15 protein-coding genes are annotated in these 14,628 nt (G+C 69.5%); 6 read left to right on the forward strand and 9 right to left on the reverse strand.

What is annotated here, in order from left to right:
• The 4 genes from OHB24_RS09240 to hutH form a co-directional block, all read right to left on the reverse strand.
• Positions 1–657 (reverse strand): ABC transporter permease, encoded by a 657-nt coding sequence (locus OHB24_RS09240; RefSeq protein ID WP_327638539.1) that lies wholly within the window; start codon positions 655–657, stop codon positions 1–3.
• Positions 654–1,652 (reverse strand): ABC transporter ATP-binding protein, encoded by a 999-nt coding sequence (locus tag OHB24_RS09245; protein WP_327638540.1) that lies wholly within the window; start codon positions 1,650–1,652, stop codon positions 654–656. Before OHB24_RS09245 ends, OHB24_RS09240 begins: the two co-directional genes overlap by 4 nt.
• Before the next feature lie 150 nt (positions 1,653–1,802).
• Entirely contained in the window at positions 1,803–3,458 is a 1,656-nt protein-coding gene (gene hutU, locus OHB24_RS09250; RefSeq protein ID WP_327638541.1) for a urocanate hydratase, read from the reverse strand.
• A gap of 16 nt (positions 3,459–3,474) precedes the next feature.
• Entirely contained in the window at positions 3,475–5,016 is a 1,542-nt protein-coding gene (gene hutH / locus OHB24_RS09255) for a histidine ammonia-lyase (RefSeq protein WP_327638542.1), read from the reverse strand.
• A gap of 107 nt (positions 5,017–5,123) precedes the next feature.
• Here hutH and OHB24_RS09260 point away from each other — a divergent pair, with 107 nt between their 5' ends.
• From OHB24_RS09260 to OHB24_RS09270, 3 genes are read left to right on the forward strand one after another with little or no spacing between them, the layout of a single operon-like run.
• Positions 5,124–6,020: a GNAT family N-acetyltransferase gene (locus tag OHB24_RS09260; RefSeq protein ID WP_327638543.1), complete on the forward strand. Its 897-nt coding sequence runs from the start codon at positions 5,124–5,126 to the stop codon at positions 6,018–6,020.
• Positions 6,017–6,208 (forward strand): hypothetical protein, encoded by a 192-nt coding sequence (locus OHB24_RS09265; RefSeq protein ID WP_327638544.1) that lies wholly within the window; start codon positions 6,017–6,019, stop codon positions 6,206–6,208. The genes OHB24_RS09260 and OHB24_RS09265 overlap by 4 nt, the downstream gene beginning before the upstream one ends.
• A 25-nt stretch (positions 6,209–6,233) precedes the next feature.
• Entirely contained in the window at positions 6,234–6,992 is a 759-nt protein-coding gene (locus OHB24_RS09270) for an IclR family transcriptional regulator (RefSeq protein WP_327638545.1), read from the forward strand.
• Between the two features lie 6 nt (positions 6,993–6,998).
• On the opposite strand, the gene rpsN is transcribed toward OHB24_RS09270, so the two are convergent.
• A complete protein-coding gene (gene rpsN, locus OHB24_RS09275; protein WP_327638546.1) occupies positions 6,999–7,304 on the reverse strand; it encodes a 30S ribosomal protein S14 in 306 nt (101 codons plus the stop codon).
• Positions 7,304–7,471 (reverse strand): 50S ribosomal protein L33, encoded by a 168-nt coding sequence (gene rpmG / locus OHB24_RS09280; protein ID WP_131283873.1) that lies wholly within the window; start codon positions 7,469–7,471, stop codon positions 7,304–7,306. The genes rpsN and rpmG overlap by 1 nt, the downstream gene beginning before the upstream one ends.
• A 74-nt stretch (positions 7,472–7,545) precedes the next feature.
• Here rpmG and OHB24_RS09285 point away from each other — a divergent pair, with 74 nt between their 5' ends.
• The 3 genes from OHB24_RS09285 (at position 7,546) to OHB24_RS09295 (ending at position 10,492) form a co-directional block, all read left to right on the forward strand.
• Positions 7,546–8,628: a GTP-binding protein gene (locus tag OHB24_RS09285; RefSeq protein ID WP_327638547.1), complete on the forward strand. Its 1,083-nt coding sequence runs from the start codon at positions 7,546–7,548 to the stop codon at positions 8,626–8,628.
• Complete coding sequence (locus OHB24_RS09290) at positions 8,625–8,870, forward strand: type B 50S ribosomal protein L31 (RefSeq protein ID WP_327638548.1); 246 nt, start codon at positions 8,625–8,627, stop codon at positions 8,868–8,870. Before OHB24_RS09285 ends, OHB24_RS09290 begins: the two co-directional genes overlap by 4 nt.
• 200 nt (positions 8,871–9,070) lie before the next feature.
• Complete coding sequence (locus tag OHB24_RS09295) at positions 9,071–10,492, forward strand: aromatic amino acid ammonia-lyase (RefSeq protein WP_327638549.1); 1,422 nt, start codon at positions 9,071–9,073, stop codon at positions 10,490–10,492.
• On the opposite strand, the gene OHB24_RS09300 is transcribed toward OHB24_RS09295, so the two are convergent.
• The 3 genes from OHB24_RS09300 to OHB24_RS09310 are packed head-to-tail and all read right to left on the reverse strand — an operon-like array spanning position 10,489 to position 14,625.
• Positions 10,489–11,331: a hypothetical protein gene (locus OHB24_RS09300; protein WP_327638550.1), complete on the reverse strand. Its 843-nt coding sequence runs from the start codon at positions 11,329–11,331 to the stop codon at positions 10,489–10,491. The genes OHB24_RS09295 and OHB24_RS09300 overlap by 4 nt on opposite strands.
• 52 nt (positions 11,332–11,383) lie before the next feature.
• Positions 11,384–12,061, reverse strand: coding sequence for a response regulator (locus tag OHB24_RS09305; RefSeq protein ID WP_327638551.1), 678 nt, complete (start codon positions 12,059–12,061; stop codon positions 11,384–11,386).
• Positions 12,058–14,625, reverse strand: coding sequence for a sensor histidine kinase (locus OHB24_RS09310; protein ID WP_327638552.1), 2,568 nt, complete (start codon positions 14,623–14,625; stop codon positions 12,058–12,060). Before OHB24_RS09310 ends, OHB24_RS09305 begins: the two co-directional genes overlap by 4 nt.
• Positions 14,626–14,628 lie beyond the last annotated feature (3 nt).

Raw genomic sequence — 14,628 nt, forward strand, 5'->3', positions numbered from 1 at the left:
TCACGCCACCTCCGCCACGGGTGTCGCGACCCGCGCCCAGGGAGTCAGGACCCGCTGCAATGTGACCAGGATGAGGTCCGCGACCAGCGCGAGGGCCAGCGACAGCACCACACCGACCACGACCGGGGTGAGGAAGTCCTTCTGGAAGCCCAGCGTGAACAGCTCCCCCAGTCCGCCGATCCCGATCACCGCGCCGACGCTCACCATCGAGATGTTCGCGACCGTGACGACCCGCAGACCGGTGAAGATGACCGGTACGGCGATCGGCAGATCCACCGCGATCACCCGGTGCAAGGCGCCGTACCCGACCGCGATCGCGGACTGCCGGACGTCGGGGGGCACGGAGCGGAGTCCGTCGATCACGTTCCGGATCAGCAGCGACACCGTATAGATGGTCAGCGCCACGATGATGTTGACCGTGGACAGCACCTTGGTGCCGAGCACGGCCGGGATCACGATGAACAACGCGATCGACGGCAGCGAGTACAGGATGCCGCCGAACGCGATCAGCGGGTTCGCCAACCAGGAGTAGCGCGTCGCGACGTACCCCAGCGGCACCGAGATGATCAGCCCGAGGATGACCGGAACGATCGCCAGGTAGAGGTGCTCGCGCAACTGTTCCCAGATCAGGCCCAGGTTGTCGCCGATCCAGGTCATGAGCGGAGCGCCTCTGCAACCGTCGCTTGGTCGATGACGCCGACGGCCTTGCCGTCGTCGTCCACGCAGACCCCGCTACCCGTCGGCGACGTGAGGACGGCGTCCAGCGCCGCGCGCAACGAATCACCCCGCTTGAAGACGGCGCCGACCGGTAGCAGCTCCTCGGACCCGTTCCGCCATCCGACCGGTACGCCGTCCTTCAACGCCAGCTCGTCCGGCAACGGCTTCACCGGCAGCTCTTCCGGGTGCACGAACGTCAGCGCCCGGTATCCCCGGTCCTGCCCGACGAACCCGCGGACGAAGTCGTCGGCCGGGTTGGCGAGCAGCTCGGCCGGCGGCGCGAACTGGGCGAGCTTGCCGCCGACCCGCAGTACGGCGACGTTGTCCCCGAGCTTGATCGCCTCGTCGATGTCATGAGTGACGAACACGATCGTCTTGCCGATGTCGCGCTGCAGCCGGAGCAGCTCCTCCTGCAACTGGTGGCGGACGATCGGGTCGACCGCGCTGAACGGCTCGTCCATCAGCATGATCGCCGGATCGGCCGCCAGCGCACGGGCGACGCCGACTCGTTGCTGCTGGCCACCGGACAGCTGGGCCGGATACCGCTCGGCCAGCTTGACGTCGAGGCCGACGCGTTCGAGCAGCTCCATCGCCGTACTGTGTGCCTTGCGCTTGTCCCAGCCGATCAGCTTCGGCACGGTGGCGACGTTCTCCACGACCGTCTTGTGCGGGAACAGGCCGGCGTTCTGGATCACGTACCCGATCCCGCGGCGCAGCGTCACCGCGTCCTTGCCGTTGATGTCGTCGCCGTCGATCGAGATGGTCCCGCTGGTCCGCTCGATCGTGCGGTTGATCATCCGCAGCGACGTGGTCTTGCCGCAGCCGGACGGGCCGACGAACACGGTGATCTGGTTGCTCGGGATCCGCAGGGACAGTGTGTCGACGGCGACGGTGCCGTCCGGATACCGCTTGGTGACATCCTCGAACTCGATCATGGCGCCCTTTCGCGCTCGTCGTCTGCGAGATCCCCAACAGCCCAATCGACCCTAGCGGACCGGGCGACCGATGCCACGTGATCGCACGGTTTCCCGGTCCGTGAGAAAGTGCACCGTAGCAGTACAGATAATCACGGTCGCACTCTGCGATCAGCCTTCCCGCATCGGCACCCGCACACCCCGCTCGTCGGCGACCTCCACGGCCTTGTCGTAGCCGGCGTCGACGTGCCGGATGACACCCATCGCCGGGTCGTTGGTGAGCACCCGCTCCAGCTTCTGCCGGGCCAGATCGGTGCCGTCGGCAACCGACACCTGGCCGGCGTGGATGGACCGGCCGATGCCGACGCCGCCGCCGTGGTGGATCGACACCCAGGACGCGCCGCTGGACACGTTCACCATCGCGTTCAGCAACGGCCAGTCCGCGATCGCGTCCGAGCCGTCCAGCATGCCTTCGGTCTCCCGGTACGGCGAGGCCACGCTGCCGGTGTCGAGGTGGTCGCGACCGATAACGATCGGCGCCTCGAGCTCACCGGAGGCCACCATCTCGTTGAACCGCAGCCCGGCCTTGTCGCGCTCGCCCTGGCCGAGCCAGCAGATCCGGGCCGGCAGCCCCTGGAACGCGACCCGCTCGCCGGCCAGCTTGATCCACCGGCTCAGGTGCTCGTTGTCCGGGAACAGGTCCAGGATCGCCTGGTCGGTCTTCGCAATGTCCGCCGGGTTGCCGGACAGCGCCGCCCACCGGAACGGGCCCTTTCCTTCACAGAACAACGGCCGGATGTACGCCGGCACGAAGCCGGGGAACTCGAACGCGCGGCTGTACCCCGCCTTCCGCGCCTCGTCCCGGATCGAGTTGCCGTAGTCGAACACCTCGGCGCCCGCGTCCTGGAACCCGACCATCGCCTCGACGTGCCGGGCCATCGACTCCTGAGCCTGCTCGGTGAACCCGGCCGGGTCCTTCTCGCGCGCGGTCACCCAGTCCTCGAACTCGACGCCGACCGGCAGGTACATCAACGGGTCGTGTGCCGACGTCTGGTCGGTCACCACATCAAGGGGAGCCCCTCGGCGCAGCAGATCGGGCACGATCGTCGCCGCGTTGCCGAGCACACCGATCGACAACGGCCGCCGCGCCGCCTTGGCCTCTTCCGCCAGTCGCAGCGCCTCGTCCACGGACGACGCCCGTACGTCGAGGTAGCGGTGCTCGATGCGCCGGTCGATCCGCGAGGAGTCGACGTCGATACAGATCGCGACGCCATCGTTCATCGTGACGGCCAGCGGCTGCGCGCCACCCATGCCGCCGAGACCGGCGGTGAGCGTGACCGTGCCGGCCAGGGTGCCGCCGAACTTCTTCTCCGCGACCGCGCCGAACGTCTCGTAGGTTCCCTGCAGGATGCCCTGCGTGCCGATGTAGATCCACGACCCGGCCGTCATCTGGCCGTACATCGTGAGCCCCATCGCCTCGAGCTTGCGGAACTCCTCCCAGGTGGCCCAGTCACCGACCAGGTTCGAGTTCGCGATCAGCACCCGCGGTGCCCACTCGTGGGTCTGCATCACGCCGACCGGGCGGCCGGACTGGACGAGCATCGTCTCGTCGTCCTTGAGCGTGGTCAGGGTGCGCACCATCGCGTCGAACGAGTTCCAGTCGCGGGCGGCCTTGCCGGAACCGCCGTACACGACGAGTTCGTCAGGGTGCTCCGCGACCTCGGGGTCGAGGTTGTTCTGCAGCATCCGCAGCGCGGCTTCCTGCTGCCAGCCACGGGCGGTCAGGGTGGTGCCGCGAGGCGCGCGTACGGGACGGGGTCCGGACATGGGTGATCCAGCCTTTCTAGGAGAGCGGGCCGGTGACGGCCTCGGCGGCGGTGAGGTAGGTGCTGTTAGCAACGAGTTGGACGGAGTGCTCGAGCTCGGGAGCGAGATGACGGTCCGTCCCCGGTCCTTCGACGTACTCACGGAGCGCGGCCACGACCGCGGCTGTCGCCGGGGCCGGGGTCAGCGGCGCGCGCAGGTCGAGCGCCCGCGCGGCCGTGAGGATCTCGATCGCCAGAACCCGTTGCAGGCCGTCGACCGACTTCCGCAGCTTGCGCGCGGCGGACCAGCCCATCGAGACGTGGTCCTCCTGCATCGCGCTGCTCGGGATCGAGTCGACGCTGGCCGGTACGGCGAGGCGCTTCAGCTCGGAGACGATCGCGGCCTGCGTGTACTGCGCGATCATGTGGCCGCTGTCCACGCCCGGATCGTCGGCCAGGAACGCGTTCAGGCCGTGGTTGCGGGCGACGTCGAGGAAACGGTCGGTACGTCGTTCGCTGATGCTGGCGAGGTCCGCGACGGCGATCGCGAGGAAGTCGAGCACGTATCCGATCGGTGCTCCGTGGAAGTTGCCGTTGGACTCGACCCGACCGTCCGGGAGGACGACCGGGTTGTCGATCGCGGCGGCGAGCTCGTGGCCGGCGACGCTCGCGGCGTGCGCGGCGGTGTCGCGGGCGGCACCGTGGACCTGGGGCGAACATCTGAGGGAGTACGCGTCCTGGACCCGGTTACAGTCCGGACCGCGGTGGCTGGCGACGATCGCGCTGTCCTTGAGGATGGCGCGAAGGTTGGCGGCGGACGCGGCCTGGCCGGGGTGCGGACGAAGCGCCTGTAGGTCCTCGGCGAACACCCGGTCGGTCCCGAGCTGGGCCTCGACGCTCATCGCCGCGGCGAGGTCGGCGGACTTGAACAGCCGGTCGAGGTCAGCGAGCGCGAGGAGCAGCATGCCGAGCATGCCGTCGGTCCCGTTGATCAACGCGAGGCCTTCCTTCTCGGCCAGGACGATCGGTGCGAGGCCGTGCTTCTGGAGGGCTTCGCCGGCGTCGAGAAGGTTGCCGTCGGCATCGCGGACCTTGCCTTCGCCCAGGATCGCGAGCGCGACATGGGACAGCGGTGCGAGGTCGCCGGAGCATCCGAGGCTGCCGTACTCGTGGACCACCGGCGTCAGGTGCGCATTGAGCAGACCGGCGTACGCCTGGGCCGTCTCGACCTTCACACCGGTGCGTCCGGTGGCGAGGGTCGAGAGCCGGAGCAGGGCCAGCGCCCGGACGACCTCGGTCTCCACCTCGGGTCCGGAGCCGGCCGCGTGCGAGCGGATCAGGCTGCGTTGCAGCTGCGCCCGGAGGTCCGGTGCGATGTGCCGCGTGGCGAGCGCGCCGAACCCGGTCGAGACCCCGTAGTGCGGGGTGTCCGCGTGGGCCAGCGCCTCGATCGCGGCGCGCGACTTCGCGATCTCCTCGAGGGCCTGGTCGTCGATCCGTACCTGTGCGCCGTACCGCGCGACCGCGACCACCTGGGCCGGGGTCAGCGGTCCGACGCCGACATCCACTGTGTGTTCCACCCGAACATTGCACCGCGCCGGATCGCTCCTGGACAGCAGCGCCGTACCACTATTCGTCTCGGATCTGAGACAGCTGTCGCGACCCTCGGTAGCCGTAGAGTCCTGCCATGGTGTTCGAGATCCGGACGGCGCGTCCGGAGGATGCGGTGGGGATCGCCCGGGTCTGGGCCGCGACGATGCCACAACTGGTGAAGACGGCACGGGCGATCGAGCTGCAACTGCAGCACGGTCGCAGCCAGGAGGCGCTGATCGCCGTCGACGGACCGGACGTGGTCGGGTACGCGAGTATCTACCTGCCGCCGGCGGATGCCGAGGCGCCGCGGGTGCGGGTCACGCTCCAGGTGCCGCCGGAGTACCGCAAGCGCGGGATCGGGAGTGCTTTGACGACCGCGATCACCGAGCGGGTCGCGGAGCTCGGCGCCGGGCGGTTGCTGGTGGTCGTGAGTGCCGACGACGACTCGCAGGCGTTCGCGACGAAGCGCGGGTTCATGATCGGCCGACAGATGTCACACTCCGCTGCCGACCTGACCGCGGCGCGCGAGCCGGTCGCCCCGCCGGAGGGTCTGCGGGTGGCGACGTACGACGAACTGGATCCGCGGCAGTTGTACGACGCCGAGGTCCAGGTACGCGACGACGACCCGAGCGGGCTGTCGGGCGGACCGGCGTACGAGGAATGGGTGCGTACGTCGTGGTCGAACCCGGACAACCGGTACGACCTGAGTGCCGCCGTACTGGACGGCGACCGGGTGCTGTCGTTCGTGACCACGACGGCGGATCCGGACCGGAAGATGATCTGGTCGAACCTGACCGGGACGATCCCCTCGGCGCGTGGCCGCGGGCTGGCGAAGGTGGTGAAGTCCGTGGCGCTCGCCCGCTCACGGGATGCCGGGTTCACGGTCGCGTCGACCGGGAACGACGCAGCGAACGAGCCGATGCTCGCGGTGAACCGGTGGCTCGGCTACCAGGAGACCGGGGGCGCCTGGACCGCGGAGAAGGAACTATGAAACGGCTCGCGACCTCGCTGACGTTCTTCCTGGTGCTGGCGCTCGTCATCGGGTTCCTGCTGTCGGGGCCGTCGTTCATGGACTGGGGCGTGGCCGGCGGGCTGTTCGCGGTCGCGGTCGCCGGTGAGTGCTTCCGGTTCTGGCTGCGGAAGAGCCGCGCGAAGAAACGCCAATCGACCGGGATCTGAGGCAGGGCGGGGTTACAGTGCCGTTGTGAGCGGCAACGTTCCCGCCTCGACCCGTACCCTGCGGGTCCTGACGTTCCTGGCCACGCAGCCCGGTCCCGTACCGATGGAGCGCATCGCCTCCGCGGTCGGGTTGCCGCGCTCGTCGACGTACCACTTGCTGCGGGCAATGATCGACGAGGGATTCGTCGTGCATCTGCCCGAGGAGAAGCGGTACGGGCTCGGGGTGGCGGCGTTCGAGATCGGGTCCGCGTACCTGCGGCACGATCCGCTGGAGCGGTTGGCGCGGCCGCTGCTCGCGCAGTTGGTGCACGAGGTGGGGCAGACGGCGCATCTCGGCGTACTGCATGGTCGGGAGCTGGTGTACCTGCTGAAGGAGCAGCCGCCGCGGCCCGTCACGTTGGTGACCGATGTCGGCGTACGCCTGCCTGCCACGCTCACGGCGTCCGGTCGCGCGTTGCTGGCCGAGTTGCCGCCGGCTCAGGTACGGGCGTTGTTCCCGGCGCCGGAGTCCTTCGTACGGCGAACCGACCTCGGACCGCAGACACTGACCCAACTGCGCCGCATCCTCGCCGACGAAAAACGCCAGGGCTTCGCGGTCGAGGACTCCTTCATCACACCCGGCGTCGCCTCGGTAGCCAGCGCCGCCGTAGACCACGCCGGCCACCCGGTAGCCGCCATCAGCGTCACCTTCCGCACCGACGCAGTCCCCACCACCGAACGCCCCCACCTCGCCCACAAAATCCGCCAAGCCGCCAAAGCCCTAACCCGCCGCCTCCACGGCTGAAGCGGGTTACCAGGAGGATTTGGTGATGCCGGGGAGTTCGCCTCGGTGGGCTAGTTCTCGGAAGTGGATTCGGGAGAGGCCGGCTTTGCCGATGTAGCCGCGGGGGCGGCCGTCCGTGATGTCGCGGTTGCGGATGCGGGTGGGGCTGGCGTCTCTCGGGAGCTTTTGGAGCTTGAGTTGCGCCTCGGCGCGGTCGGCGGGCGACGTGTCCGGGGCGGCGATGATCGCCTTCAGGGCGGCCCGTCGCTCGGAGTAGCGGGCGACGGTACGGCGGCGGTGGTTGTTGCGGGCGCTCTTCGCCGTGGTGGCCATTACCGCTCTTCGCGGAAGTCGACGTGGGCGCGGAGTTTGGGGTCGTACTTGCGGATCACCAGGCGGTCGGGATTGTTCCGGCGGTTCTTGCGCGTTACGTAGGTGAAGCCGGTACCCGCCGTGCTGCGGAGCTTGACGATGGGGCGGAGGTCGTTGCGCTTGGCCATGCTGTCCTTTCTCTGACCGGTGGCCCATAGGGTACTTTGTATTGGTTATCATTTTCAACAAGACAGGAGAGCAGATGATTCCGGTGACCTTGCTGACGGGCCTCGACGACGGGTTCCGCGGCGCCGTCGCGGGGAATCTGCTGGCCGCCGCCGGCCCGCGGGGCGTCCTGGTGGAGTACGACGTGAGCGCCCTGAGCACCGGCTCCGTCGTACGGATCGCCCGCACCGCCACCGGCGTGATCGACCGCGAGGTGATCACGATGGACCACCCGTGCGTCTCCTGCGCGATGCGCGGATCACTCGTCCAGCTACTGGCGAGCATCGCCGCTGTCGACCAGTACGACGCCGCGATCGTCAACGTCCCCACCGCCGGCGACACGCACGCGATCGCGAACGAGATCGACCACGACACCGACCTCTACGTCGACGCAGTCATCACCACGATCGACACGACGACCGCGACCGCCGACCTCACCGGCGAAGAGCTGATCCGGGAGCGCGGCATCCCGACCGCGGCCGAGGACGGCCGCGCGATCGCCGAGGTCGTCGTACGGCAGCTCGAGTACGCCGACGCAGCCGTCCTCAGCACCGACGACGAGAGCACCCGTGCCCTCATCCAGGCGATCAACCCGAAGCTCCTGATCAAGACCAGTCCGGCCGACCTCCTCGGCGTACGGCTGCATGTTCCCGGCACCACCGTCGAGCCCGGCTCGATCGCGGCGCCTGTCGACGGACGAACCTTCGTCTGGCAGTCCGCCCGGCCGTTCCACCCCGAGCGGCTGTACGACGCCCTCGAGGACCTGGTCGCCGGCACCGCCCGCGGCCGCGGCACGCTCTGGATCGCGACCCAGCACCGCAGCCGGCTCAGCTGGGACAGCTTCGGCACGAACGTCTCGATCGGCGTCCTCGGTCCATGGCTGGCCGACCTACCGGCCGACCGCTGGGCGACCGTCGGGCAGCAGCACCAGGCGCGGTCGGCCCTCGAGTGGCACCCCGAGTACGGCGACCGCGCGTCGTACCTCTCGCTCACCGGCGTCGACCTGGACGTCCGGGAATTACGGGAGCGCCTCGACGGTTGTGTCCTGCGAGCGGACGAAGCGGTCCACCCCCTGACCGATCCGTTCGCCCCCTACTTGGAAGGAAGTACTGCAGCATGAAGAAGGACATCCACCCCGACTACCGCCGGGTCGTCTTCAGGGACAAGTCCGGCAACTTCAGCTTCCTCACCGGTTCGACCCGCGCGAGCAACGAGACCACCGAGTGGCACGACGGGAACACCTACCCGGTCGTCGACGTCGAGATCTCGTCCGCGAGCCACCCGTTCTACACGGGTCAGCAGCGCGTGATGGACACCCAGGGTCGCGTGGAGAAGTTCCGCAAGCGCTACGGCCAGAAGTAACCCGCCGTACCCAACGCCCCGCTCGATCCGTCGAGCGGGGCGTTTGCATGCCCGCCCGACGCCATCTTTGAGAAGCCACCAACCGTTCCGCGGCCCCGCAGACGGTCGATGGCTTCTCAAAGTTGGGTTGTCTCGGATTCGAGACGGGAAGGGGCGTGGGGTGCTGGGTGCGAGCGGGTGGGGCGGATCACACTGTGCGCATGGAGCCGGTTGAACTCACGGGTGCGGGGTTGTCGCCGCTGGAGGCGGTGGCGCTCGGGCAGCGGCGTACGGCGGTGCGGTTGAGCGACGACGCCCGGAAGCGGATGCACGAGTCGGCGCAGGTGGTGGCCGAGGTCGCGCGTCGGCGGCCGGTGTACGGGCGGACCACGGGTGTCGGGGCGAACCGGGACGTGCTGACGTCCGACCCGGAGCACGGCGCGCGGCTGCTCGGGTCGCATTCCACCACCGGTACGACGTCCTTCCCGAAGGACGTCGTACGGCTCGGGCTCCTGATCCGCGTCAATCAGCTCGCGGCCGGCGGGTCCGGGCTCGAGCCGGCGGTGGCCGACGCGATCGTTGGTCTGCTCAACGACGACGACCTGCCCGACCTGCACCGCGGCGGCGCGATCGGCACCGGCGATCTCGGCCCGCTCGCCGAACTCGGGCTCGCGCTCGGCGACGTCATCGACGGAACCAGCGCCCTCCCCTTGCTGTCCAGCAACGCGCTCACGCTCGCGGAGTGCTGCCTCGCGTACGTCGAGGCCGCCACGCTGATCAACGTCGTACCGCTGGTCGGCGCCCTCTCCCACGTCGCGCTGCGCGGCAACGCCGAGGTGTACGACGTACGCGTCCAAGAGGCCCGTCCGCAGCCGGGTCAGGTCCGGGTCGCGCGCCGGATGCGTGAACTGCTCGACGACCTGCCGCTTCAGCCTGCCCGGGTCCAGGATCCGTTCGGATTAAGGGCTTTCGCGCAGGTCCTCGGGCCTGCGGTCGACCACGCCGATGCCTTGGGCAACAGTGTGCGGATCGATATCAACGCGGCCGCGGAGAACCCGCTGGTGAGCGGCGGCACCGTGCTGCACAACGGCAACTGGCACGCGATGCCGATCGCGCTGGCGCTGGACTCGCTGCGGCTCAGCCTGCACAGCGTCGCGACCCTGTCGACCACCCGGGTCGCGAACCTGGTCGACCCTGACTACACGGGCCTCAGCCGGTTCCTGGCCAGCGGTGCCGAGGCGAGCTCGGGCGTGATGATGATCGAGTACGTCGCCCACGACGCCCTCGCCGCGGTTCGTTCGTCCGCGCAACCCGCGACTCTCGGTACGGCGACGCTGTCCCGCGGAGCCGAGTTGCACGCCAGCTTCGCGCCGCAGGCCGCCGTACTGACCAAGCAACTCCTCGACGCGCTCCGCGAAGTCCTCGCCAGCGAACTCGTCACCGCCGTCCGCGCGATCCGCCTGGCCGGACTCACGCCGGTCGATCTCGCCCCGGCGGCCGTCGGGCCGTGGCTGACCGATGCGCTCGCGGCGCTGCCCGATGACCTCGCCGACCGATCGCTGCGGGAGGACCTGGAGATCGCCCGGGGAGTGCTCACCCAATGGGGCGACCGCCAGGTCGAACATCCCGCCGAATCCGGTTAGAGGCGGTTGTACACCTTCAGTGTTTCGAGGGCCCCGACCGTGACGATGCCGCGGTATTCGAGGGTGGCCGCCGGACCCGGCGGTTCCCAGGTGATGGCCCAGCCACCGTCGTCCTGCTGGTCCTCGACGAGGCGGTCCAGGTGGGCGTCGAGCTGGGCGTCGGTGAAGAGCGGGCGCCAGAAGCTGTCCGGAGTCGGCGCGATCTGCAGCGGAGTCACGCCGTACGTCGGGTCCGCGGCGTCGGCGCGGTAATGCCCGAGCTTGGGGAGCCACTCGCGGACGCGATCGAAGTCGACGTCGCTGGTGGACTCCAGGAAGATGAGCGCCTCGAGCATGCCGTGAGCGTCCTCCGGGAACCCGCCGGCCAACTGCGCGGCGCACCAAGCGGCTGCCCGGTCGCGCCACGGGTGCTCGATGCCGAGCTTGTGCAGCCGGCCGACCAGACCCGCGGTCGGGTTGATGCCCGGTTGGTAGGTCCACTCGGCGATGTGCTCGGCGCGCGGGTAGCCCTCCACCGCCGGGCCGCACAACGACACGGCACCGTCGTCCGTCGCGGTCCGATCGAGCCAGTCCGCCGCCCGCCGGACCATCTCCTCGTCCCGGGCATCCGCCGCGAGCAGCGTGTCGAACGCGACCTCCACGTCCAGCGGCAGGCTGTCCGGACACCGCTTGTCCGGCTCCAGCCCCTGCCCGAACCCGCCGTCGGCGTTCTGGAACCCACGCAGCGCGTCGACCACTCCCCGCGGATCAGCACCCTCGAAAACCGTCGCGAAGAGCCGCCGCTCGAGCACCCGAGCATCCCGCCGTACAAAGTCCCGACCTGCCGTGAAGATATCCATACCCCCACCCTTACCCATCCTCACACCCAGGTCTTGAACGAATCGGACAGCTTCACGGCTCGAAGCGGTAGCCCATTCCTGGTTCGGTGAGGAGGTGTTTCGGGCGGGCGGGGTCGGGTTCGAGTTTGCGGCGGAGTTGGCCCATGTAGAAGCGGAGGTTGCCACTGGCGGACTCGTAGCCGGGGCCCCAGACCTCGGTGAGGAGCTGGCGTTGGGACATCAGCTTGCCGGGGTTGCGGAGCAGGACCTCCAGCAGGTGCCACTCGGTCGGTGTCAGGCGGATGTCCTCGCCGGTTTCCAGGGTGACGCGCTTCGCGGCCAGGTCGACGACGGCGCCGCCGACGGTCACGACCGGCTGGTCCTGGGCGAGGTTGCTGCGCCGGAGTACGGCGCGCATCCGGGCCAGCAGCTCGTCGATCCCGAACGGCTTCGTCACGTAGTCGTCGGCGCCGGCGTCCAGCGCCTCGACCTTGTCGGTCTGGTCGGTCCGCCCGGACAGCACCAGGATCGGCGCGTCGGTCCAGCCGCGCAGTCCGCGGATCACGTCCACACCGTCGAAGTCCGGCAGCCCGAGGTCGAGGATCACCAGCTCCGGCGGATGCTGCGCCGCGACCTTCAACGCCGACGTACCGGTGCCGGCCAGATGCACCTCGTACCCCCGCGCCTTCAGGTTGATCTGCAACGCCCGCACGATCTGCGGCTCGTCATCAACCACTAAGACCCTGGTCACTCCTGCTCCGATCGTTCGCGGGCGCCTGGCACCGGCGCGTCAGGGCGGAGGGTGGCGGTCGGGATCGCGACCACCATGGTCAGTCCACCACCTGGGGTGTCCTCCGGCTGCAAGGTGCCGTGCATCGCCTCGGCGAGTCCTCTGGCCAGGGCGAGCCCGAGCCCGACGCCGACTGTGTTGTCGGTGTCGCCGAGCCGCTGGAACGGCGCGAACACCCGGTCCCGGTCCTGCCGCGGGATCCCCGGCCCGCGGTCGATCACCCGGATCTCCACGGTGTCGCCGAGGGCGCTCCCGGTGACCAGCGGCACCCGGCCGTCCGGCGAGTAGCGGATCGCGTTCGCCAGGATGTTCGCGACCACGCGCTCGAGCAGCGCCGGATCGGCCTCGACGAGCGGCAGCGTGTGCGGGATGTCGACCGTCACCCGGTCGGCGTCGTCACCCAGCTCGGACAGTACGCCGGGGAGGATCTCGTCGAGCGCCATCGGACGGGTGAAGACCGGGAGTACTCCGGCCTGCAGGCGACTGAGATCGAGCAGGTTGTCCACCAGCCGCGACAACCGATCGAGCGACTCGTCCGCGGTCTCCAGCAGCTCGGCCCGCTCGGACTCGCTCCACTCCACATCGTCGCTGCGCAGCGAAGTCACCGACGCCTTCGCCGACGCCAGCGGGGATCTCAGGTCATGACCGACGGCGCGAAGCAACGCCGTACGCAGCTTGTCGGCCTCGGCGAGCGGCTTCGCCTCGGCGGCCGCCTCACTCAACCGGGCCCGATCGACCAACGCCGCCGCATGCGCCGCGAACGCTCCGACCAGCCGCCGCTCGTCCGCCTGCAGCTGATGACCTTGCAACACCAGCACCAGGTCGTCGCGGGCCGGGATCTCCGCGTCGGCCTCCTCCGGCCGGGTACAGGTGAGCGATCCGGCCGAGGCCAGCGGTCGCCACACCTCGGTCAGCTCGTCGTCGTCCACGCGCTCCATCAGGCACGCCCCGGTCATCCCGAACGCCTCGCGGACCCGCTCCAGCAGGGCGGGCAGCGCGGTCTCGCCGCGCAGTACCGATCCGGCCAAGGTCGCCAACGTCTCCGATTCCGCGGCCGCCCGGGCCGCTTGTCTGGTACGTCGTGCCGCCCGGTCGACGACCGTACTGACCATGGCCGCGACCAGAATGAAGATCAGCAACGCCAAGGCGTTGTTCAGCTCGGCGATCGTGAACGTCCGCTTCGGCGGAGTGAAGAACCAGTTCAGCACCAGCGAGCCGGCGATCGCGGTCACCATGGCCGGCCACATCCCCCCGACCAGCGCCACCACGACGACGGCGAACAGGAACGCCAGTACGTTGCTGGTCAGGTTGAGCGTGTCACCGCCGAGCCCGAGGACCAGCGCGAGCAGCGGCGGCAGGGCGACGGCGAGCACGAAGCCCTGGACCTTCCGTTTCCGGGACAGGCTGCCCCGGAGCCTGGGCAACCTGCCGCGGCCCATCAGCGAGTGTGTGACGAGGTGTACGTCGATATCGCCGGAGTCGCGGATCGTCGTCGAGCCGATGCCCGGTCCGGTGAGCAAGGTCGACACCCGGCTCCGGCGCGAGCCGCCGAGGACGAGTTGGGTGGCGTTCTCCGCCCGCGCGAAGGTCAGCAGCGCGGCGGGGATGTCGTCGCCGACCACCTGGTGGTAGGTGCCGCCGAGCTTCTCGACCAGGTTCCGCTGCTCGGCGAGCTTGCTCGGGTTCGCGCCGGTCAGCCCGTCGGACCGCGCGACATGGACGGCGAGCAGATCACCGCCGGACGACCGCGCCGCGATCCGGGCGGCGCGCCGGATCAACGTCTCGCCCTCGGGCCCGCCGGTCAGCGCCACCACCACGCGCTCGCGAGCTTCCCAGGTGGAGTCGATGTCGTGCTCCGCACGGTACTGCTGCAAACCGGCATCCACCCGGTCCGCCAGCCAGAGCAGCGCGAGCTCCCGCAGCGCGGACAGGTTGCCGACCCGGAAATAGTTGCCCAGGGCAGCATCGATCTTGTCGGCCGCGTACACGTTCCCGTGTGCCATCCGCCGGCGCAGCGCCTCCGGCGTCATATCGACGAGCTCGATCTGGTCCGCGGCCCGCACCACCCGGTCCGGGACCGTCTCCTGCTGCGGTACGCCGGTGATCTTCTCGACCACGTCGTTGATCGACTCGAGGTGCTGGATGTTGACCGCCGAGATCACGTCGATCCCGGCGTTCAGCAGCTCCTCGATGTCCTGCCAGCGCTTCTCGTTCCGGCTGCCGGGCACATTGGTGTGCGCCAGTTCGTCGACCAGGGCGACCTCGGGCCGCCGGGCGAGCACCGCGTCGAGGTCCATCTCGGTGAAGCTGGCGCCGCGGTAGTCGACGATCCGCCGCGGCACCGTCTCCAGGCCGTCCAGCATCTCGTCGGTGTACTTGCGGCCGTGGGTTTCCACGAAACCGACCGCGACGTCGGTTCCCCGGGCGCGCCGGCGGCGGCCCTCGCCCAGCATCTTGTAGGTCTTCCCAACGCCGGGCGCGGCCCCCAAGTAGATCCGCAGATGCCCGCGGCCGCTCTTGCTCATGCC

The sequence above is a fragment of the Kribbella sp. NBC_00482 genome, assembly GCF_036013725.1.
Classification (GTDB): domain Bacteria; phylum Actinomycetota; class Actinomycetes; order Propionibacteriales; family Kribbellaceae; genus Kribbella.

Bases quoted from the DNA above. Each gene is read 5' to 3' on its own strand.
- OHB24_RS09300 (WP_327638550.1), bottom strand. From the start codon at position 11,331: ATGGATATCTTCACGGCAGGTCGGGACTTTGTACGGCGGGATGCTCGG.
- OHB24_RS09245 (WP_327638540.1), bottom strand. From the start codon at position 1,652: ATGATCGAGTTCGAGGATGTCACCAAGCGGTATCCGGACGGCACCGTC.
- OHB24_RS09310 (WP_327638552.1), bottom strand. From the start codon at position 14,625: ATGAGCAAGAGCGGCCGCGGGCATCTGCGGATCTACTTGGGGGCCGCG.
- OHB24_RS09265 (WP_327638544.1), top strand. From the start codon at position 6,017: ATGAAACGGCTCGCGACCTCGCTGACGTTCTTCCTGGTGCTGGCGCTC.
- OHB24_RS09295 (WP_327638549.1), top strand. From the start codon at position 9,071: ATGGAGCCGGTTGAACTCACGGGTGCGGGGTTGTCGCCGCTGGAGGCG.
- OHB24_RS09240 (WP_327638539.1), bottom strand. From the start codon at position 657: ATGACCTGGATCGGCGACAACCTGGGCCTGATCTGGGAACAGTTGCGC.
- OHB24_RS09285 (WP_327638547.1), top strand. From the start codon at position 7,546: ATGATTCCGGTGACCTTGCTGACGGGCCTCGACGACGGGTTCCGCGGC.
- rpsN (WP_327638546.1), bottom strand. From the start codon at position 7,304: ATGGCCACCACGGCGAAGAGCGCCCGCAACAACCACCGCCGCCGTACC.
- OHB24_RS09290 (WP_327638548.1), top strand. From the start codon at position 8,625: ATGAAGAAGGACATCCACCCCGACTACCGCCGGGTCGTCTTCAGGGAC.
- hutU (WP_327638541.1), bottom strand. From the start codon at position 3,458: ATGTCCGGACCCCGTCCCGTACGCGCGCCTCGCGGCACCACCCTGACC.
- rpmG (WP_131283873.1), bottom strand. From the start codon at position 7,471: ATGGCCAAGCGCAACGACCTCCGCCCCATCGTCAAGCTCCGCAGCACG.
- OHB24_RS09260 (WP_327638543.1), top strand. From the start codon at position 5,124: ATGGTGTTCGAGATCCGGACGGCGCGTCCGGAGGATGCGGTGGGGATC.